At 50.9% G+C, this 19,618-nt stretch carries 18 protein-coding genes; 4 read left to right on the forward strand and 14 right to left on the reverse strand.

The genetic code is table 11. From position 1 onward, the window contains the following. Positions 1-51: 51 nt before the first annotated feature. A complete protein-coding gene (gltS, locus tag L2712_RS15430) occupies positions 52-1,275 on the forward strand; it encodes a sodium/glutamate symporter (protein WP_033538865.1) in 1,224 nt (407 codons plus the stop codon). 251 nt (positions 1,276-1,526) lie between these two features. Here the strand turns inward: gltS and L2712_RS15435 are convergent, their stop codons facing one another. After that, positions 1,527-4,064: a M14 family zinc carboxypeptidase gene (locus L2712_RS15435; RefSeq protein ID WP_248978292.1), complete on the reverse strand. Its 2,538-nt coding sequence runs from the start codon at positions 4,062-4,064 to the stop codon at positions 1,527-1,529. A 207-nt stretch (positions 4,065-4,271) separates the two neighbouring features. Here L2712_RS15435 and nfuA point away from each other — a divergent pair, with 207 nt between their 5' ends. Next, positions 4,272-4,850, forward strand: a complete 579-nt coding sequence (nfuA, locus tag L2712_RS15440) for a Fe-S biogenesis protein NfuA (RefSeq protein ID WP_033538863.1) — start codon at positions 4,272-4,274, stop codon at positions 4,848-4,850. Between the two features lie 33 nt (positions 4,851-4,883). Here nfuA and L2712_RS15445 read toward each other — a convergent pair whose 3' ends face one another. Beyond that, positions 4,884-6,236 carry an MATE family efflux transporter gene (locus L2712_RS15445; protein WP_248978293.1) on the reverse strand — a complete coding sequence of 451 codons (1,353 nt, stop codon included), beginning with the start codon at positions 6,234-6,236 and terminating at the stop codon, positions 4,884-4,886. Between the two features lie 22 nt (positions 6,237-6,258). Here L2712_RS15445 and L2712_RS15450 point away from each other — a divergent pair, with 22 nt between their 5' ends. Further along, positions 6,259-7,305, forward strand: a complete 1,047-nt coding sequence (locus tag L2712_RS15450) for a polysaccharide deacetylase family protein (protein WP_248978294.1) — start codon at positions 6,259-6,261, stop codon at positions 7,303-7,305. Positions 7,306-7,311: 6 nt separating this feature from the next. Here the strand turns inward: L2712_RS15450 and L2712_RS15455 are convergent, their stop codons facing one another. The 12 genes from L2712_RS15455 to L2712_RS15510 all read right to left on the reverse strand — a co-directional run bounded on the left by L2712_RS15455 (position 7,312) and on the right by L2712_RS15510 (position 19,345). After that, positions 7,312-8,358, reverse strand: coding sequence for a protein-glutamate methylesterase/protein-glutamine glutaminase (locus L2712_RS15455; RefSeq protein ID WP_248978295.1), 1,047 nt, complete (start codon positions 8,356-8,358; stop codon positions 7,312-7,314). 31 nt (positions 8,359-8,389) lie between these two features. Further along, positions 8,390-9,220 (reverse strand): CheR family methyltransferase, encoded by an 831-nt coding sequence (locus tag L2712_RS15460; RefSeq protein WP_248978296.1) that lies wholly within the window; start codon positions 9,218-9,220, stop codon positions 8,390-8,392. Positions 9,221-9,318: 98 nt separating this feature from the next. Continuing rightward, positions 9,319-11,913 (reverse strand): methyl-accepting chemotaxis protein, encoded by a 2,595-nt coding sequence (locus tag L2712_RS15465; RefSeq protein WP_248978297.1) that lies wholly within the window; start codon positions 11,911-11,913, stop codon positions 9,319-9,321. Positions 11,914-11,935: 22 nt separating this feature from the next. Further along, positions 11,936-12,493 (reverse strand): chemotaxis protein CheW, encoded by a 558-nt coding sequence (locus L2712_RS15470; RefSeq protein WP_033538857.1) that lies wholly within the window; start codon positions 12,491-12,493, stop codon positions 11,936-11,938. A gap of 29 nt (positions 12,494-12,522) precedes the next feature. After that, the gene (locus tag L2712_RS15475; protein ID WP_248978298.1) at positions 12,523-14,544 is read right to left on the reverse strand and encodes a chemotaxis protein CheA; all 2,022 of its coding nucleotides are present in this window, start codon (positions 14,542-14,544) and stop codon (positions 12,523-12,525) included. A gap of 22 nt (positions 14,545-14,566) precedes the next feature. Further along, positions 14,567-14,929, reverse strand: a complete 363-nt coding sequence (locus tag L2712_RS15480) for a response regulator (RefSeq protein ID WP_033538855.1) — start codon at positions 14,927-14,929, stop codon at positions 14,567-14,569. Next, complete coding sequence (locus tag L2712_RS15485; RefSeq protein ID WP_033538854.1) at positions 14,926-15,225, reverse strand: STAS domain-containing protein; 300 nt, start codon at positions 15,223-15,225, stop codon at positions 14,926-14,928. Before L2712_RS15485 ends, L2712_RS15480 begins: the two co-directional genes overlap by 4 nt. 162 nt (positions 15,226-15,387) lie before the next feature. After that, a complete protein-coding gene (locus tag L2712_RS15490) occupies positions 15,388-16,023 on the reverse strand; it encodes an SCO family protein (RefSeq protein ID WP_248978299.1) in 636 nt (211 codons plus the stop codon). 4 nt (positions 16,024-16,027) lie between these two features. Then, positions 16,028-16,930, reverse strand: a complete 903-nt coding sequence (gene cyoE / locus L2712_RS15495; RefSeq protein WP_088903523.1) for a heme o synthase — start codon at positions 16,928-16,930, stop codon at positions 16,028-16,030. A gap of 12 nt (positions 16,931-16,942) precedes the next feature. Further along, complete coding sequence (locus L2712_RS15500) at positions 16,943-17,926, reverse strand: COX15/CtaA family protein (RefSeq protein WP_248978300.1); 984 nt, start codon at positions 17,924-17,926, stop codon at positions 16,943-16,945. Beyond that, positions 17,926-18,477: a hypothetical protein gene (locus tag L2712_RS15505; protein WP_248978301.1), complete on the reverse strand. Its 552-nt coding sequence runs from the start codon at positions 18,475-18,477 to the stop codon at positions 17,926-17,928. Before L2712_RS15505 ends, L2712_RS15500 begins: the two co-directional genes overlap by 1 nt. A gap of 178 nt (positions 18,478-18,655) precedes the next feature. After that, positions 18,656-19,345 carry an SURF1 family protein gene (locus L2712_RS15510; RefSeq protein ID WP_248978302.1) on the reverse strand — a complete coding sequence of 230 codons (690 nt, stop codon included), beginning with the start codon at positions 19,343-19,345 and terminating at the stop codon, positions 18,656-18,658. A 49-nt stretch (positions 19,346-19,394) separates the two neighbouring features. Between L2712_RS15510 and L2712_RS15515 the strand changes: the two genes are divergently transcribed. Further along, positions 19,395-19,613 (forward strand): DUF2909 domain-containing protein, encoded by a 219-nt coding sequence (locus L2712_RS15515; protein WP_248978303.1) that lies wholly within the window; start codon positions 19,395-19,397, stop codon positions 19,611-19,613. Positions 19,614-19,618 lie beyond the last annotated feature (5 nt).

A 19,618-nucleotide genomic window follows, 5' to 3' on the forward strand; every position in this document is an offset into this window, starting at 1 on the left:
TGAACTGGTGAGTTGGATGATGACATCGCTTCTCACCGAATAAGGAGAACCATGAATACTGTTTATACCGTAGGAGAGCTGGAGTCATTTCTAGTGGCGATTTTAGTGCTCTTTATTGGCCACTCGGTTAATCGTCATGTGGCGTCATTTCGAAAATATAATATTCCCGAACCCATAGTGGGTGGCTTGTTGGTCGCCGCTGTGATCACCTTGCTGCACTTTTACAAGATTTCGGTAGAGTTCTCGCTGTCGATGCAAAATACACTCATGTTGATGTTCTTTAGCAGCGTTGGGTTAGCGGCGAGTTATAAGCTGTTGATGAAGGGAGGCAGTAAGGTTTTTGTCTTCCTGGCGATTGCTTCACTTTACATCATCATTCAGAACGGCGTTGGTGTCAGCATGGCGACAGCCCTGGGGCTGGAACCTTTGATGGGACTGATTGCCGGCTCCATAACCCTGTCGGGTGGCCATGGTACTGGTGCAGCTTGGGCGCAAACGTTTTCTGATGAGTATGGTATCAATACTTTGGAGCTGGCGATGGCCGCTGCGACCTTTGGTTTGGTCATGGGCGGCATCATAGGCGGCCCGGTGGCGCAGCGATTGATCAATAAAAATGGCTTGGTCTCCGACTATGGCGTTGGTGGTAACCATCACAAAGATCATCCCGACCTCGTGACCTACGATCAGTTAGAAGAGGATAGGGTTACAGCCAAGAGTATCTTAGAGGTGCTCTTCATCTTGCTGCTGTGTGTGGCTGGTGCCAAGTGGTTCGGTTCTTTAGTTGCCTATTTAGGGATAGGTTGGTTAAAGATGCCCGATTTTGTCTATGCACTATTTTTCGGGGTGGTGATTACTAACATTACCGAGGTCTCACGCGGCTTTAAGATCAATCGTGAATGTGTTGACGTGCTAGGCACAGTCTCCTTAGCACTCTTTCTTGCCATGGCACTGATGAACCTTAAGCTATGGGAGATCTTTGACTTGGCTGTGCCGCTGCTAATGATCTTGCTGGTGCAGACGGCAGTGCTGGCATTATTTGCCTATTGGATCACCTTTAGGCTAATGGGTAGCAACTATGATGCTGCAGTCATGGCCGGTGGTCATTGTGGTTTCGGGATGGGGGCTACGCCCACGGCCGTGATGAACATGGGGGCCTTGGTCACCCGCACAGGTCCATCACCGCAAGCCTTTATGGTGGTGCCTATTGTCGGGGCCTTCTTTATCGACATAGTGAACGCCGTGATTCTGCAGGGCTACCTGAGCTTTATTGGCTAAATCGCAAAGATAAAAAGCACCTTAGGGTGCTTTTTTTGTGGAGGAACGTGCCACCTTTGTCCTCCTAGTATTAGAGCTGCCAATGCTCAATCACCTCGCCGCTGGGTTGGGGGCAAAGGCTACTTGAAGGTCGGGCTGACAGACCGCCGCGCCTGGGGTGAGTTATAGGATAGGGGCAAATCGGGTCATAGTCAGCACGCTTGAAAAGTAAAATTAACCCTTAGCGTCGCAAAGGGTTAATTAGCGATTATTCAATGTAAGGCTGGAATGAAATAGAGGCTATTGGCATAGACCTTCTGTGAACCTAGCCAGATATTCCGAAACAACAGATTGTCAGCTAAGGCGACTAGGGCGCCCTTGCCATGACGCTCAACTATGATCGCCGGGGTCTGGCTGAGGCTACGTTGGTACTCCATCGCCAAGAAGCCATCTAGCAGAGGTTCGTCGGCATAGGTTGCCGCCGTGACAAAGGGAGCTTGTGTCTTGCTAAGGCCAAATACTTTGTTTTTCATCACGGGAAGACGATTGCCACCCAAGCCAAAAGTGATAGGGTGACTGGTATCGAGATCCAGTGCTAAAACGGCGCCGCCTATCGCCTGACGGGCATCCAGTTTAGCCTTGTCGCCAAAGGTTAAACCGTTTGTGGCAAAGAGTTGACTGAAGTAGCGCTTCTCTCGGATATCACTCTTGAGTAAATTACCATTTGAAAGCCATTGCAGCGCCCCTTTTTGAGCCACTATCACGCCGCCTTCATTGGCAAACTGCCCCAGTTTTCGCGCATATTTCTCTTCTAAATTAGCGTAACTTCCGTCGACCAAGAAGATATGCGTGTAGGCGTCTAGATCTATACTGGGCAGGCGGCTGATGTCGACCTGAGTGAGAGGGGCACCGATCAGATTATCCATGAAATACCAGAGTTCGCCGACTTCAGCCGATGAGGTGCCGTAGCCAGTTACCACCATGGCTTTAATTGGGGCGATATCGTGAAAATCTGGGCTGCCAAGGTCAATGCCTGTCGTCGCTAAACCTGTGTCGACTCCTTCTAGTTGGACGCCGTATTGAGTGGCTAGTTTGGTCAGTTTTTCAATTAGCGCCTTGGGTGTATGGGTGGCTTGAGCAACTGGAACCTGCAAGGCTCCGGCTTGTAGATCAAGTGTTTGACCATCGGTGTTTAGGCTAAAAGGCTTGGCAGCAAATGTTACCTTGATACCATCAGCGAGTAACTGCTGTAGCAGTGGAGCCGCATTTTGCTGGCGCCAGTCTATCAATACCGCAACGTTAGATGTGCTGAGTCGATTGGCCTTAAGTTGTGGTGGGCTGGTGAGGAGGTCATCCACATTCAGGTTCACGTTACGCGCCATCTGCAGGTTGTAGGAGAAGGCGAGGTTCCAGCTGGATACATCGTAAAAAGTAGCGTCTTCAAATTCGGTACGAAGGTCGAACATGGCTAAGAGTAACGATTTTTGTGGCTGATTAATGGGGATGAACAGACTGTCAGCCTGGGTATATTGATGGCGTCCCTGTTTCATCTTCTCCTTCAAATAGAAGAAATGTATTTCATGCTGTTTCAGCAGGTTAGCTAGATCATCGCGTCTGGCCGGATCGCCGCTGGCACTCACCAGAAAACCCGCTTCGCGGCCCGAAGGCTGATGTTTATCTTTGCGCTGGTAGAAACGCTTCTGGTATTGCTTCAACTCAGTTTCTAATGCCAGCGAGCCTTTCAGGCTGGAGAAGGAGGTGGCGATCTGGTTTTCGATGGCCTGACTAAATCGCAGCAGTCCATTTTCGGAGTCTTGTTGCTGACCACGTACGCTGGCTTGCTCAAATAAGATGCCGACGGCGCCGTTAATGTCCGGATAAGTCGAACCCTTACCGTAATAAAAATCATCGAATTGTTGCTTGGTAAAATAACGTTGCTTGCTCTCATCTAACGCCTTGGCGTGGAAGCTGGCAAGCTTTTCGGTGATGGCCTGATTCTCTTGGGGGGTGAGCGGGTGTGTGCGGCTAGGCACTCCGGGCTGGAAAAAGAAGGTTTGATTGTGGCCCATCTCGTGGAAGTCGCCCAGATAGTGAGGTTGCCACTTATGAAACAGTGCGATGCGCCCCTGCGACTCGGGGTGGCGCACAAATAACCAGTCGCGATTGAGATCGGCAAAATAGTGGTTGCGTCTACCCGCAGGCCAGTTTTGCCTGTGCTCATTATGATTCTCGTCGCTGACCTCTATCTTGCTGCGGTAGTTGTTGACCCAGGTGGAGAAGCGATCTAAACCGTCGGGATTTTGTGATGGGGTGATTAGTACTACCGCCTTGTCGAGTAGCTCCTTAATCCAGGGATCTTGGCTCTGGCTGAGTTGATAGCTGACCTCCAGTGCGGCATGAGCACCGCTGGCTTCGTCACCATGGATCGAATAAGCCAGCCAAATGATCAGTGGCCCGTCAGGCGCCTGCCCCGACTTGACCTTTTGGCGTCCAGCGATGATCTGATCCAGCTTGGCTTGATTGGCCGCCGAAGTGATCACCGCGGTGATCTGTTGTCTGGCTTCATGGCTTTGGCCTGTGGATTCCAGGCTGACTCTAGGACTTTGCTGTGCCAGTTGCTTGAGATAATAGTTGACCTGATCATGGCGCAGATGCCAGTGACCCAGGGGATAACCTAAAAACTGGCTGGGTGATTCTATGCTGGCCGCCGCTTGAGTAGGGGACGAGACTGAGATCACGCTTTGGCGAATTGATGCGAAGCTAGATAGTAGTGGGACGATAGAAAGCAGCAAAAGGCAGAGTCGCAGCATGGTAATGCTCTTTATTATTGTATATAAAGGCTAAATTAACAGTTAGGCTAGCGAGTTTCCAGCTTCTAGCCCTACTTTAGATCTAGCTTAATAGGCAAAAAACTCGTGACTATTCGTCAAAGGGGCTACAAAGCTGAAGACAGTCGGAGTATTATAGCCTTAATTCTTACTAAAACACTCGGGTTTATCCTGACGGAGCATGTCTTAATGATCACCATTTCCGATGCAGCTCAGGCGCATTTTGTTAAGCTACTCGCTGACCAGCCTGAAGGAACTCATATTCGCGTTTTTGTTATCAGCCCTGGTACACCATCGGCTGAATGTGGCGTGTCTTACTGTCCGCCAGATGCCGTTGAGGCAGACGATATTGAACTCGAATTTAATGGCTTCCACGCCATGGTTGATGAGAAGAGTGCCCCATTCCTCGAAGACGCTTCGATCGATTTCGTTACCGATCAGCTTGGCTCTCAGCTGACCCTGAAGGCACCGAATGCCAAGATGCGTAAGGTTGACGCCGATGCACCGCTGAAAGAGCGTATCGAGTATATTATCCAGTCGGAGATCAATCCTCAGCTGGCCAGCCATGGTGGTAACATCATGCTAGTGGATATCGATGAAGCCGGTGTCGCTATTTTGCAATTCGGCGGCGGTTGTAACGGTTGTTCTATGGTGGATGTTACCCTTAAAGATGGTATCGAGAAGCAGCTACTGGATCTGTTCCCAGGTGAGTTAACTGGCGTGCGTGATGTCACCGAGCATCAGCATGGTGAACATTCTTACCAGTAATCTTGGAGATTAGATGCAGCGGGATGACTTAGGTCATCCCGTTTTCGTTGGGGTCAACATCTTGCTGAGACGGTAGCGGTAATCCAATGCCAGGCTCAGGCTGCGTGTCAGCATAAACAGGCTCATGGCTGCCCATAGCGCATGATTGCCGTAGTCTTGTAATAGGCCCCAAGTGGGAAAGAAGACGCCAAAGGTTGCTATAATCATGGTGTTGCGCATTGCCTTACCTTGGGCGGCGCCAATATAGACGCCATCGAACAGGTAAGAGCCGAAGGCAAGTAGGGGTATAGCGATCACCCAACCCAGGTAGGCCTCGGCCTCCTGACGAACTTGCGGTATGTTGGTGAGTAACTGAATGATTTGCTTACCCCAAAGGGCAAAGAACAGCACAAATAGCAGCGCAAATATCCCTGACCATAGACAGGCCAGCGTCACGCTCTGACTCATGTGCTTGGCATTACGCTCACCGACAGCCCTGCCGACCTCTGCCTCGCCATAGTAGGCGATGCCATCTAGGGCGTAGGAGATCAGCAGTAGCAGGTTTAGCAGTACGGCATTGGCGGCGACAGTGGTGTCTCCAAGGTTCGCGCCCTGAAATGTCATAAAGGCGAAGGCCAGTTGCAGACAGAGACTGCGAATAAAGATATTTAGATTAAGGTGCACAAGGCGCTGGTAGCATTGTAGTGACAGGCTTTTGCACAAAGGTAAGAAGGCAAAGTTGCCTTGCTGGCCAATGACTCGGGCGACCATGGTGGCTGCTACGGCAAAGCCTGTGATATCTGCCAGCACCGAAGCCAATGCAGCGCCTTCGACGCCCCAGTCAAAGCCGATCACAAACAGGATATCCAATACGATATTGCAGAGGTTGGCGGCGATCAATTGCCACATGGCGGCTCTAGGTTGCTGACGGCCCAATAGCCAACCCAGCAGGGCCAGATTTAGCAAGGCAAAGGGCGTCGACCATATACGGATGTTGAAATAGGCCTGACTGTAATATTGTACCTGCTCACTGGCATCGGATAGCGCCATAGCCGCCTTTATAATAGGTTGCTGTAGGGCGAGTATCAGCAGTGAGAATAACAGGGCGAGACTGGCGGATTGAATCAATAGGCGATACTGGCCTTGAGTGTCATTGGCACCATAGGTCTGGGCTACCAGACCCGTAGTGGACATGCGCAGAAAGCCCAATATCCATAAAATCAGGGTGATCACCGTTGACCCAACGGCGACTCCCCCTAAATAATAGGCGTTACTTAGATGTCCCACGACAGCGGTATCCACCAAGCCTAACAGGGGAACCGTAATGTTAGACAGAATCATTGGCACGGCAAGCGCGAACAGCCGAGCATTTTTCTGTTTATTTAACAATAACTTTAGTGGTGACATAGACTCTCAGAGGTTATTCAATATGTTTAGAAGCTTAATGGCGGCGCTATTGGTCTGTCTTAGCTATTCGGCCCAGGCCGTGGTGATTTTACAATATCATCATGTCTCAGAGGATACCCCCAAGCTCACCAGCGTGACGCCTGCTCAGTTTCAGGAGCAGATGAGCTACCTTAGCGAGAATGGCTTTAAGGTGAAACCCCTAACTGAGGTGGTGGAGGCAATAAAGCAAGGGCGAGAGCTGGCTGACAAGACAGTGGTGATCACCTTTGACGATGGCTACCAGAATATTGCCGATACGGCGCATCCCATTTTAAAAGAGTTTGGTTATCCCTACACGATTTTCATCTCAATCGATCCTATAGAGAGCAAATATAAAAATGTGATGAGTTGGGCAACCCTGAAACGCCTGAGCGACGAAGGTGTCACCTTGGCTAATCATAGCTGGGGTCATGAACATCTGATTCGCCGCTTGGATGGGGAGAGTGAGTCCGACTGGCTGGCAAGGGTAAAAAGCAACTTACTGGCGACCGAAGCGGAGATATTGGCACAAACAGGTCAGAGCGTGAAGATGTTGGCCTACCCCTATGGGGAATATAACAGTGCACTGGAAACTCTCGTCGATAGCTTAGGCTTTGTGGGATTTGGCCAGCAGTCTGGCGCTGCGGGAAGCTACTCTTCGCTAACCTCGCTGCCGCGTTTTCCTGTTGCAGGAGCCTATGCCGATCTTGCTACGCTTAAGGTCAAACTCTATAGCTTGAATATGCCGGTACAGGCGCTCTCGCCACAGAATACTCAACTGGCAACCGGGCAGTGGCGCCCAGAGATGCGTGTCACCTTGGATATGACAGATATTATCGCGAGTCAGGTAATGTGTTTTGTACAGGGACAAGGTGCAATGAAACCTACCTGGATCAGCGAGGATCAATTTAGCATTCAAGCTTTGATGGATCTGCCACCCGGGCGCTCTCGCTATAACTGTACCGCGCCGAGTAAGGCAACGGGTCGCTATTACTGGTTTTCTCAGGCCTGGGTGAGGCCCCAAAACGATGGCACCTGGGTAGAGGAGTAGGTCAGTCTAAGAGACTTCGGCTGCTTTAGGTGAGTGCAACAACTGCATGAGTCTGGCGGGGATCTTGTCTAGATGGAGGATCTCCTTGTGAGCATTGAGCTCGGCCGCCGCGCCGGGCATGCCCCAGACCACAGAACTGGCCTCATCTTGAATAATGGTATGACTGCCAGCCGCCTTGAGCTGATTGAGTCCTTGAGCACCATCTTTTCCCATCCCCGTGAGTAAGATCCCTATGGTATTGGCGCCATAGCATTGGGCTATGCTATGAAATAGCACGTCCACCGCCGGTTTATGCCGGTTGACGGGATCTGAGTCCAACAGCTTAGTGTAGAGTTTGGAACCACGCTTCTCGACCGTAAGGTGGGCATCGCCTGGGGCCAGATATGCTGTGCCGGCTTCTATCGCCTCATCACCTTGTGATTCAATGACCCTCATTGCCGAATGACTATCCAGACGTTTAGCAAAGGAGAGACTAAAGGCCGCCGGAATGTGCTGGGTGATCAGGATAGGCGGGGTATTAGCAGGTAATGGCGTGATCACCCTCTGGATAGCCTCGGTACCGCCGGTCGAGGCGCCAATGGCAATCAGCTTGTTTTTGGTGAGCGATTCGCGGCCTGGCTGGACTATCTTGCTAACTGTGTTGGTGAGTGGATTAACATGGCTAACGGCGGCCGTGCGAACTTTTTCGATCAGCTCATCGGTATAATCCAATAGTGTGTTGGTGAGATCCGACTTAGGTTTTGAGATAAAGTCAACGGCCCCTAATGCCAGTGCTTCTAAGGTGATCTCTGCGCCCTTGTGGGTCAGGGTAGAGACCATGACCACGGGCATAGGCCTGAGCTTCATCAGATTACGTAAAAAGGCGATGCCGTCCATCTTGGGCATCTCAATGTCGAGTGTCAGCACATCTGGATTCAGCTGTTTGATCTGATTTCTCGCCTCGTAGGGATCCTCTGCCGAACCGACAACCTGAATGTCGGGTGCTTGGGTGAGCATATGGGTTAACATCTGTCTGACCAAGGGAGAATCGTCAATGACCAACACCTTTATCATGATACGCTCTCCTGTTGTTTATTTATCCGTGTCATGTGCCTACGCCTATTCGTTGTCCTACCAGGGCCGCATGCAGAGGTTGATAGATGGTTTGACCGATCAATTTGAAGTCACTGGAGATATTATGCAGTGTCTCGGAATGACCGATAAACAGATAACCATCGTCGGCAAGTAGCTTCCTGAATTTGTGAATGATCTTGATCTTAGTTTGGACATCGAAATAGATGAGTACGTTGCGGCAGAAGATAAGATCGAAGGGGCCCTGCATAGGCCACTCTCCCAGTAGGTTCAGTTGTTTAAAGTGAATGAGCCGTTTGATCGATTCGTTAAAGTGCACCTCGCCCTGACTGGGTCCAGGTTCGACACATTGGTTAAGCAGTGACTTGGGCACGTTAGCCATCGCCTCTATGTTGTAGATACCGGCCCGCGCCTTATCCAGCACGTTAGTGTCGAGATCTGTGGCGAGGATCTTAAGATCCCAGTGAGCGGGAGGAAAGTGTCTGGCGAGGGTCATGGCAATGCTGTAGGCCTCTTCACCTGTTGAGCAGGCCGACGACCAGACTCTGAGTCGACGCTGGCGCTTTTTTTGCCATGTTGGCACCAGGTGCTGCTCCAGATAGTCGAAGTGATGCGACTCACGAAAGAAAGAGGTGAGATTGGTGGTCAGCGCATTGATGAAGTTGTTCAGCTCGTTGGCGTCGCTTTGCAACAGCTGGCAATACTGATTAAAGTTGCTGAATTTGAGCGAGCGTAAGCGTCTGCTGAGGCGGGAATAGACCATATGCTGCTTCCTGTCAGGCAGCACTATGCCCGATTCTCGGTAGGCAAGCTGTCGAATAAACTCGAAGTCTTGCCGCGTCATCGGAAATTCCTTTTCGTTGCTTTGTTCCAATCTTTTCCCCTAGCTGTAGCTCTCGACTGTGGACTGTGTCGGCGCCATTCCCTGGCGCCGATACTCAGTTAAAACTCGTTCCACTCTTCGTTGCTGATGTTCAGTGGGCCATGGCTGTCGCCCGACACTAACGAGAGTGGCGCCGATATCATTCCTGAATGGGCTGGTGCCTGAGATTGGAAGAAACCAAGTTGAGCCTTCATGTTACGTGCCTGTTCGGCCATGGCATCTCCGGCGGCGGATACCTGTTCTACCAGGGCAGCATTTTGCTGGGTCATCTCATCCATCTGTGAGATCGCCTTGTTGACCTCTTGTATGCCTGCCGATTGCTGATCAGAGGCGATACTGATCTGGCTTATCATGTCGGCCACCTTAGTCACAGCCTGCACGATATCCTCAAGGGTTTCTCCTGATTGATTAACCAGCTGGGTGCCGTCTGTTACCTTGGTGACACTGTCACGGATCAGCTCCTTGATCTCTTTGGCGGCGCCGGCGCTGCGCTGAGCTAAGTTGCGAACCTCTCCGGCGACCACAGCAAAACCTCGTCCCTGCTCACCGGCTCTGGCGGCTTCGACGGCAGCGTTTAGTGCCAGTAGGTTGGTCTGGAAGGCGATCTCGTCGATCACCCCTATGATATCGGCAATGCGTTTACTCGATTCGTTGATTGCGTCCATCGCGGTGACGGCCTGCTCTACCACCTTGCCACCATGGGCGGCCTTAGTATTAGCTTCTTGGGCAAGTTGGTTGGCAACTGTGGCATTTTGTGCACTTTGGGTCACAGTTGCTGTCATCTCTTCCATGCTGGAAGCGGTTTCTTCCAGCGAGGCGGCCTGTTCTTCGGTGCGCTGACTCAGGTCAGCATTACCCTGAGCAATCTCTTCTGCGCCTGAGGTGACGGTATTGGCTGATTGGTTGATGCCATCGAGCACTTCCGTCAGCTTGGCAGCGGTGGCATTGGCATCGGCCTGCAATTTACCAAATTGCCCTTGGTATTCACCTTGGATCTGGCGGTTAAGATCGCCCTTAGCCAAGCCATCGAACATATTCACTACATCCCCGATCACTTGATCGGCAATACCGACCAGACGATTAAGGCCATTAGAGAGGTTGAGGAAGAAGCCTTCTTTGTCCTGAGTATCGACTCTTAGAGAGAGATCGCCTTTACCGGCGGCGCTGATGATGGAGTCAATTTCGTGTTCTATGGCGACTTCGGCGGTTCTGTCGGCCCATTCCACCACAGTGCCTATGCTCTCACCGTTAGGATCACGAATAGGGTTAGCAACGACCTGGAAGGTACGGCCACCCACCTTGAGTTGGCTGGTATAGGTAGTTGTCAGGCTCTTTAGTAGGTTTCGTTGGTGGCTAGGATTTTTGTGGAAATTGTCTATGTTGATGCCGAGCAGCTTGTTGGCATCGAACTCAGGCAGATCTTTGACGATATCCTTTTGGGCCTGTTTAAACATCTGGCTAACCGCCTTATTCATGTAGATGATGTTTAGGTCGGCGTCGGCAACCATAGTATTGGAAGACACATTGTCTAAAGCCTGCTTGATTCGAGCATTTTCGGCGGCCAGTTGGCGCTCTTTGGCCTCTTTGGCCAGCTTTTCGGTGACATCCTGCCACTCAACAACGGTACCTGTGCGGACGCCGTTTTCAAACACTGGGGTGGCGATCAGGGTAAAGTCGAGTCCTGCCACCTGGATGCTGGTGTCATAACTGTTGGTAAGCTTGTCGAGCATCTTGCGTTGATGGGCCGGGTTTTGGTGGAAGATATCTATGTTGCTGCCAACCAGGGTATCGGTATTAAACTGGCTTAACGTCTGTTGTAGGGTTGGCTCGTTATCTTTGAGCATTTGCGTGACAGAGTCGTTGAGATAGATGATGTTGTAGTCGGCATCGGCTACCATCACGTTGGCACGGCAGACATCCAGTGCCTGTTTGATGCGACTATTTTCCTCGGCTCGTTTGTTTTCTTCTGCGGCTTTGGCCAGGGCCTCTGTCTTATCTTGCCATTCGACTACGGTAGCAATACGTTGATTATCGTCATCAAATACGGGGGAGGCGATTAAAGAAAAAATGCGGTTACCCACCTCGATTTGGGCTGAGTGAGGACGTTTAAGATCGGCAATAATTTTTTGCTGGTGGCTGGGACGTTGGTGGAAGGTGTCCATATTGGTGCCGATTAAAGTGTCGACACTAAAACTCGAAATAGCCTGTTTTATATCTGACTCAGCCTCTTCTAAAGTATGACGCAGCGATTGATTGAGGAAGTTGATATTCCCTTGTGGATCGGCCAGCATCACATTTGCCTGACATATTTCCAGCGCCTTAAGTTGTGCCTGATGACTTTGGTTGGCTTGCCAAAGCTGGGTCAGGCCCTGACTTATTTCGCTCCAGTGAGGGTAATCGAAGGAGGAAAAACTCGGAGGATTCTTGCCGCTAATGGCGCGGTGGATCTCCTCGAAGGCTTGTTGCAGATTTTGTTTCATCTGCCCCTGTTGCGGTATCCCCATGGCGATGATGGCAATGGCAATAACCTGAGTGATCCCCACCCACAGCGACGGTTGCTGAGTGAAAGCCAATAAGGCTGCTACGGCTGCTATCAGCAGTCCGATTATCGGTAGACTGTTTGTTTTGTCAGTCTTAGTGTTCATTGCATCCATTCTCAATTCCTCTTATGCCGAGTTAGGCGCTGACAGCCTGTGTTAATTCAGCGTCAATATGATTAATGATGTTTGACAGTTGGGCCGCCTCTGGCAGTACCTCACTGCTTAGCAGGGTATTGATATCTAAAAGAATGACCATCTTGTCGTCCAGGTTGGCCAGCCCCTTAATGAAGGTAAGATCTGTATCTTCGCCAAAGTCGGGTGCATCTCTGAGATCCTTTGGCTGGACGCTAAAGACATCGGATACGGCATCGACCACAATGCCTATAACTTTCTGCTCTTCGGCGACACTCACCTTGATAACGATCACTACGGTGGTGGGGCCATAATCCAGGCTGGCGATACCAAATCTTTGCCTGAGATCTATGATGGGGACTATGGTGCCCCGCAGATTAATCACGCCTTTTACATGGCTAGGGGCATTCGGAATCACAGTGGTGGGTTCCCAGCCACGGATCTCTTGTACCGAGAGAATGTCTACACCGTACTCTTCGTCTGCCATGATGAAGGTAAGGTATTGAGCGCTGCTATCATCTTTTGCGGCTAGGGTGATTGTCTCTTCATCTGCCAGAGTCATGATTGAGTCTCCATCTGTAATTTCGGAAGTTAGGCGGCGTGTTCTTGGACGCTATTGATCCCGGTGAGGCTTACTAGTCCGGCAATATCTATGATCAGAGCGACTGTTCCATCACCCAATATGGTTGCGCCAGATATCCCCGCAACTTTGCTGTAGTTGTCCTCCAGGCTCTTAATCACGACTTGTTGTTGGGATAAGAGTTCATCAACCAGTAGGCCCACCTTGTCATTATTGGCATCGACCACCATCACCAAGCCATCCTTTATCTTCTTGGCATCGGCGTCATGTTTAAAGGCATCAAAAACCTTGATCACAGGAAGATACTCGTCCCGTAAACGGATCACTTCATGTTCTTCACCCAGGCGGTTGATGTGGGCTGGTGGTACCTCTAAGGATTCGTGGATCGAGACCAGAGGGATCACATAGGTATGGCTGCCTATGCGCACCAGCTGGCCGTCGAGAATGGCCAAGGTCAGTGGCAGGCGTATGGTGAATCGACTGCCTTTATCTGGTGAGGATTTAAGCTCTATGGTGCCGCTGAGTTCATGAATGTTTCTTAGTACCACATCCATGCCGACGCCACGCCCAGAGAGGTCAGATACGGCTTCTGCGGTGGAGAATCCAGGCTTAAAGATGAGCTGATGAATCGCTTCTTCACTCAGTTCTTCTTCTGCGCCGACCAAACCTTTCTCTCTTGCCTTAGCAAGAATTTTTTGCGTGTTTAGCCCTGCACCATCGTCGATAATCTCTATGATGATATTACCGCCCTGATGGAAAGCATTCAGTGTCAGAGTGCCAGTTTCCGCCTTACCTTTCTGTTTGCGTACTTCTGGCGTTTCCAGGCCGTGATCGAGAGAGTTGCGCACCAGGTGCACCATAGGGTCGACGATTTTTTCCATCACGGTTTTATCAAGTTCCGTATCTTCCCCTTTAAGGACAAGCTCAACCTTCTTGTTAAGTTGTTGGCCGATATCCCGCACTAGTCGAGGAAAGCGGTTAAAGGCAAAGCTGATGGGCAGCATGCGTATCTGCATGACGCTCTCTTGAAGATCCCGGGTATGGCTGGCCAACTGCTCTAGCCCTTGCTTCATGGTGATAAAGGATTCTGGGGTGATCTCGTCCTGCTGGCCAATCTGACTCAGCATCGCCTGGGTGATCACTAACTCACCCACCATGTTAATCAGCAGATCAATTTTTTCTATGCTGACGCGGATAGAGCCAGCGTCTTGGGTTTTATTGCTGACAGGGCTGGGTTTAGCCGGTGGAGCGATCTTTTCTACTGGCGCACTTACGCTGGCCGCAGGTTCTGGTGATGCTGGCTTGTCATCTATTTTTACTTCTTGAGTCTTGGGCTGAGCCTGATAGTCGATCTCGCATTCATCTTCGACCCACTCGAAGGCTTCCTTGATACGTGATAGCGGCTCATCTGTGGTAAGGCTAAGAGACCAACTGAGGTTGCAGGCTTCAGGGTCATACTGGGTAAAATCTGGGATCTCCTGAGGAATAAGCTCAACGCTTAGCTCGCCGCATTGTCTGAGTTCGTTAAACATCAAGATAGGATCATTGCCGTAACGCAGTATGTCGATACCCGCCTTAAAGGTGATCTGCCAGGTGGTGAGTTCAGTTGGAGTGTCTTCTTGTGCAGTTTCTCCTTGGGGCTGAGCTTGACTTAACTCGGCGGCAAACTTCTGTTCCAGTTCGGCGAGCATAGGATCGTCGAAGGTGCGCTGATGCATCACAGCGTCTAGCATGTTGCGTAGCAAATCGACCGATAGCAGTAAGATATCTTGATGATGACCAGTCATCTCCCGGCGGCCATCACGGATCTCGTCGAGTAGAGTTTCAAGTAGGTGGGTGTAATTGGCGACTTGGTTAAAGCCAAAGGTACCACTGCCCCCCTTGATGGAGTGTGCAGCCCTAAAAATTGTATTGATGGCCTCGGGATCTGGCGAGGAGATATCGAGCTTTAGCAGCTCTGACTCCATATTTTCTAAGCCTTCTAGACTTTCTTCGAAGAAGACTTGGCTAAATTGACTGAGATCAATTTCCATATCAATACCATCCGCGATCAGATTAACGTAAGACCTTGTTGACTGTGGCGAGCAGCTGGTCTGGATTGAAAGGCTTAACTATCCAGCCGGTAGCGCCAGCCGAACGTCCTTCCTGTTTCTTGTCGCTGCCCGATTCAGTAGTGAGCATCAGCAAGGGAGTAAACTTATAGTTGGGTAGGCTGCGTAGATTACGGATCAGGGTGATACCATCCATAACAGGCATGTTGACGTCCGAGATCACCAAGTCATAGTCTTGGCTTTTTGCCTGAGTCAGTGCTTCATCGCCGTTGCAGGCCTCGGTTACATCGAATCCTGCCGTTTTTAGGGTAAATCCCACCATTTGGCGCATAGAGGCAGAATCATCCACAGCTAATATTTTCTTCATTCCTGTTTTGTCTCCTGGGCAAGCGCAAATATCTGGGTAGCGTCCAGCCCCAGTTCGGCCAAGATCTGATCGACTTCTGTGGCGGGGCGGGTCCACTGGATGTTCTGGTGATGCGATTGACAATAGTGGCTCAGAAAATAAAGCAGCTGAGCTCCGGCAGTATCGATACGAGACAACTGGCTGGCATCGACATGTAAAGCATCAGAATTGGCGAGTTGTTCGACAATATCGTGGTGAACCTGCTGGATGTTACGAATCGTCAGCTCAGATGCTAAGCGAATCGGACTCTGGGTCATGACGGGCTCCTCTACAATCCCTGTTATTAAAACTCCACTAAGATCAAAAGATAGACGGTAATTTAGAGGCTTGCCTGAAAAATAACAGTTTTTTAGCTAAATCTGATGTAATGGCAGCGACCCAGTCACCACCACTTAGAGGATGTTGGTAGGGCTATGCTGCTATTCACCATAGTGAGTGGCGACAGCGATCACGTCATGGATGAGATCTTTATTGCGGATTTGCGGGATTTGCTTGGGATCTTGGCTGCTAGGCTTTACCGTTGCCACCCGCGTGCCATCGGGTGAGATCAGTACCATAGAGGCACTATGGTCGACCTGATAGTTTTCTCCGTCACCCACCATGGTGTAGACGAAACCCAGCTCCCGTGTTAGTGGGAGTAACTGGGCGTGGGATGCCGTGACGGCGATGAAGTTTGGATTGAAGAAGTTTATGTAATCATAGAGCTTTTGCTGGGTGTCTCTGGCGGGGTCCGCGGAGAGAAAGATCACTTGCAGATCAACGACGCCTTCGAGTTGCTGATAAGCCGCCGCCAGCTTTCCCATTGTGGTGGGGCAGACATCCGGGCAGGAGGTGTAGCCAACGAAAAACAGGCTCCATTTATCTTTTAGCTGCGCATTGGTAAAAGGGTTTCCTCGCTGATCTGTCAGGACAAAGGGCGACAGTGGCCGCTGCTGAGGATATATGTAGCTGGTGAGTAGTTCGGGCGGCGGTGTAGGCCGCGTGTAACTGACGGCAGCCAGCGTTCCCAGCAGGGCAAAAGCGACTAAGGCTGAGATAACAAATACTGGCTTCATCGAATTAGCTCCAAAGATAGTGGTCGACCAAGAGCAGCAAAAATAGCAGCATCAAATGGTAGATTGAGAAGCGAAATACCTGCATGGCAAGACCCGGTTCATCCCGGTATTTGAGCTGCCAGGCCTTGTAGATAAAGCCGCAGCTTAGCAAGGTAGAGCCTACAAGGTAGAGGGGACCGCACATACCCACGAGCACAGGGTAGAGACAAGCCAGAGCCAGCAGTACCGTATAGAGCAAAATACAGGTCTTGGTAAACTCAACGCCATGGGTGACGGGCAGCATAGGTACATCGACTTTGGCGTATTCGGCACGTCTGTGGATCGCCAGCGCCCAGAAATGGGGTGGTGTCCAAGCGAAGATGATGATGACCAGCAGCAGGGCATGGCCATGAAACTCACCGGTGATCGCCGTCCAGCCCAGCAGCGGTGGCATGGCCCCAGCGAGTCCGCCAACGACGATGTTTTGTGGTGTGGCTCGTTTTAGGTAGGCGGTGTAGATCACGGCGTAGCCAACAAGACTAGCGAAAGTGAGCCAAGCGGTAAGCGGGTTAACGGCCCAATAGAGTAGCCAAAAGCCAAGTACCGCCATGCTGGTGGCAAAGGTCAAAGCCTTGGAAATAGAGACGCGCCCTTTAGGCAGCGGTCGGTTGTAGGTGCGAGCCATCAGACCGTCGATGCGGCGATCGATCAGGTGATTGTAGGCCGCTGCTGCACCAGCCATCATGCCTATCCCGACTAGGCCTGCAACCAAGGGCTGCAGGGGGACTGCACCAGGAACCGCCAGGCACATCCCGACTAATACTGTGAGTAACATGAGGGCGACCACCTTAGGTTTGGTCATCTCTAGATAGGCTCGCCAGGGAAGGGGCGTTACGGCATGCTTGGTCATTATCATAGGTTTGGCCATGGCAGTGCCTCCTTATGCTTTACGCCACAGGGCGTAGTTGATGAAGACTAACGTGAGTAATAAGAGTGCAGCACCAGCGTTGTGAGAGACGGCTATCCCTAACGGCAGGTGCAGCACTACATTGCTGATACCCAGTGCTATTTGAAGGCATAACAGGCCCAGCAGTGTCCAGGCGCTGCGTTTCATTAGCTGAGACTGGGACAGTGTGACCATGCGATACACCAACCATAATATGGCGCAGGCGGTGATGATGGCCCCAAACCTGTGGGCGACATGAATCGTCATTCTTGATGAATAGTCCAGGATGCCAAACTCATAGCTGCCCTCTGTCGTATGCAGAGGGTAGAAGGCGTGCAGTGGATCTAAGTTGCTCATCCAGTCGCCTTCGCAGATTGGCAATGTGGTACAGGCCAGCGCAGCATAGTTAGATGAGGTCCATCCGCCCAGGATGATCTGCAGTATGAGTAATATTAGGCAGAGCAGGGCATAGGGGGCCAGCTTTCGGAGCCTGGGGTCACCGCCGGGGATTCGCAGTGGCTTGGTTCTAAGGTAAAGCACCCACAGCAGGGAAAAGAGGGCGAAACCGCCGATTAGATGAGACATCACCACTATGGGCATGAGCTTCATCGTTACCGTCCACATCCCTAATGCCGCCTGAAACAGGATCAGCAAGGCGATGAAACTGGGCAGTTTCTTCGGCGCGTCAGCTTGTCTGAAGCTGATAAAGAGAATGTATAGCACCAACAGCCCAAGCGTTCCGGCAATATACCTGTGTATCATCTCAAGCCAGGCTTTATCTTGTTCTATCGTGTGTTCGGGAAAGTTGTCTTGCGCTTTTGCCAGCTCATGGCTTTGAGTAGGCACCTTGAGCATGCCATAGCAGCCTGGCCAGTCTGGGCACCCCAAACCCGCGTCAGACAGCCGCGTATAGGCGCCCATAAGAATGACGCACAGGGTAAAGACTAAGGTGAGTTTAAGTAGGGATGTGATCTGCATTAGCCAACCCTCGACAGTTTAAGCATCTTTCTTAAGTCGGCGATCAGCGCCTTACCAAGCATGATTTGGGCTTGTTCATCGCCTACCTGCTGATAGCGCATAACCAGGGAACCTAGGGGATCGACTATGATGATCTCTTGCTGGGTGAGCATCTGGCTCATTGCCTCAGTGGCCTTGGCCGTGGTAAAGCTAAATGTGCTTTTTTCTAATGCAGCCAGATCGCTATTTTCTTGCAGTAAAATAATCGGATTGACCCTATGTTGATCGCGTCCGAGTGCTATTTGGCTCTGATGCAGTATGTAGAGCCTATCCTGACAGGCTTGAACACAATCTTGGGGTAGCAGATAGATCATCTGCCAGTGCTTAGGCATGGGATTGGTCATTGCCAGGCTAGCATAGTTGGTATCGGGCGGTAATAGCTCGCCCTTATTGGTGGCGCCACCATGATAGAGGTTCAGGCTGAGCACCAATTTAGCGACAGCGACCGGTAAGACAAATACCAGTAACAGTATGAGTAAAGGTTTCGCGCCTCGTGTCTTTGGGGATTTCATCTTAATCCTCTGGTTGATTATTTTATGGGCTTAGCGCTGGCCAGACACCGAAAAATTATCAACTCCCTGAGACGGCTAGGAAGTGACGATTTATTGCGTTTAGTACGCCTGTGATCAGAAGTACTTAGTGTTTAACCTACAGGGTCTGGTTCATTAGCGCAACATTTGACAAACCTCTTTATTTTTCTTTGGAATTTTTATTTTTCCTCTTCAATATCAACAGGTAAATCATTAGTAGTAGAAAGGCGCCAGCCATTGAAAACCACTGTATGGCATAGCCTTGATGCTTCTGCGCGCTCAAGGGAATGGGTTGCCAGGGATGAGGTAAATCACTACCGGGTATCACTTGAGGCTGCAGTATGGCCGGGGCAAGCGCAAATTGGAGCCGCTGTGCCAGTTCCGGCAGATTAAGGTTCTGTATGCGCATGGGGTTACCGGTTTCCGCCAGTAGCTGTTCACTCAAGGGGTTAGTGGATTTCTGGTACACACGACCTTCGAGAAATATGGGGGCGGTGAGCCTGTCCAGATGAGGTAACTGGCGACGATCTGGGCCCCCTGTAATGAAACCAAGTTCTACCAAGAGTCTTGGGCCGTTTTCCTGGACACGCATGACCTGGTAGGCGAGGTAACCGACCCGTCCTTCGTAAACCTGATTGTCGAGCAATATGATTGGCGCATCGACTGGACTCGCCGTTACCGCTAGCCGATAACCTGTTAACGATTCGGTTTTTCCCAGCGCCAGTAGCTGGGAATAGGTTAGGGGTGCCTCTGCTTGCCTGAGTTCAAGCGTTTGCTCAAGCGCCTGCTTCTCGGTCGCTCTTTCGAGTTGCCAAAGACCTAGCTTGACCAAGATAGCGAATACCAGCAAAGTAACTAAAACGATAAAAATCGTGCCGCCGCGAATTGTGGGAGCCTTGATGAGCGAAATATTGCTGTTTAAGATCGTCTTAGTACTGCTATTAGTCTTCATTATCTTTAATCTTGGTAGAGCCTTATTTGTCTTGGTGAGGGGAGAGGGTAAGGCGCCCATGAGCCAGTATCTGGGGCGGCGCGTGCTCTTCTCTGTGCTGGTGGTACTTATACTCTTGATTGCACTGGGGCTCGGCATTATCGCACCTAACCCCAGACCCTATTAGCCTGT

Origin of the sequence: Shewanella marisflavi, assembly GCF_023283925.1 — a bacterium.
Taxonomy (GTDB): Bacteria; Pseudomonadota; Gammaproteobacteria; order Enterobacterales; family Shewanellaceae; genus Shewanella; species Shewanella marisflavi.

Excerpts from the sequence above, each read along its gene's own strand:
- L2712_RS15515 (WP_248978303.1), top strand. The coding sequence starts at position 19,395 with ATGAGCGAAATATTGCTGTTTAAGATCGTCTTAGTACTGCTATTAGTC.
- L2712_RS15435 (WP_248978292.1), bottom strand. The coding sequence starts at position 4,064 with ATGCTGCGACTCTGCCTTTTGCTGCTTTCTATCGTCCCACTACTATCT.
- L2712_RS15505 (WP_248978301.1), bottom strand. The coding sequence starts at position 18,477 with ATGAAATCCCCAAAGACACGAGGCGCGAAACCTTTACTCATACTGTTA.
- gltS (WP_033538865.1), top strand. The coding sequence starts at position 52 with ATGAATACTGTTTATACCGTAGGAGAGCTGGAGTCATTTCTAGTGGCG.
- L2712_RS15465 (WP_248978297.1), bottom strand. The coding sequence starts at position 11,913 with ATGGATGCAATGAACACTAAGACTGACAAAACAAACAGTCTACCGATA.
- L2712_RS15450 (WP_248978294.1), top strand. The coding sequence starts at position 6,259 with ATGTTTAGAAGCTTAATGGCGGCGCTATTGGTCTGTCTTAGCTATTCG.
- L2712_RS15455 (WP_248978295.1), bottom strand. The coding sequence starts at position 8,358 with ATGATAAAGGTGTTGGTCATTGACGATTCTCCCTTGGTCAGACAGATG.
- L2712_RS15490 (WP_248978299.1), bottom strand. The coding sequence starts at position 16,023 with ATGAAGCCAGTATTTGTTATCTCAGCCTTAGTCGCTTTTGCCCTGCTG.
- L2712_RS15500 (WP_248978300.1), bottom strand. The coding sequence starts at position 17,926 with ATGCAGATCACATCCCTACTTAAACTCACCTTAGTCTTTACCCTGTGC.
- L2712_RS15475 (WP_248978298.1), bottom strand. The coding sequence starts at position 14,544 with ATGGAAATTGATCTCAGTCAATTTAGCCAAGTCTTCTTCGAAGAAAGT.
- L2712_RS15470 (WP_033538857.1), bottom strand. The coding sequence starts at position 12,493 with ATGACTCTGGCAGATGAAGAGACAATCACCCTAGCCGCAAAAGATGAT.
- L2712_RS15485 (WP_033538854.1), bottom strand. The coding sequence starts at position 15,225 with ATGACCCAGAGTCCGATTCGCTTAGCATCTGAGCTGACGATTCGTAAC.
- cyoE (WP_088903523.1), bottom strand. The coding sequence starts at position 16,930 with ATGGCCAAACCTATGATAATGACCAAGCATGCCGTAACGCCCCTTCCC.
- L2712_RS15445 (WP_248978293.1), bottom strand. The coding sequence starts at position 6,236 with ATGTCACCACTAAAGTTATTGTTAAATAAACAGAAAAATGCTCGGCTG.
- L2712_RS15480 (WP_033538855.1), bottom strand. The coding sequence starts at position 14,929 with ATGAAGAAAATATTAGCTGTGGATGATTCTGCCTCTATGCGCCAAATG.
- L2712_RS15460 (WP_248978296.1), bottom strand. The coding sequence starts at position 9,220 with ATGACGCGGCAAGACTTCGAGTTTATTCGACAGCTTGCCTACCGAGAA.
- nfuA (WP_033538863.1), top strand. The coding sequence starts at position 4,272 with ATGATCACCATTTCCGATGCAGCTCAGGCGCATTTTGTTAAGCTACTC.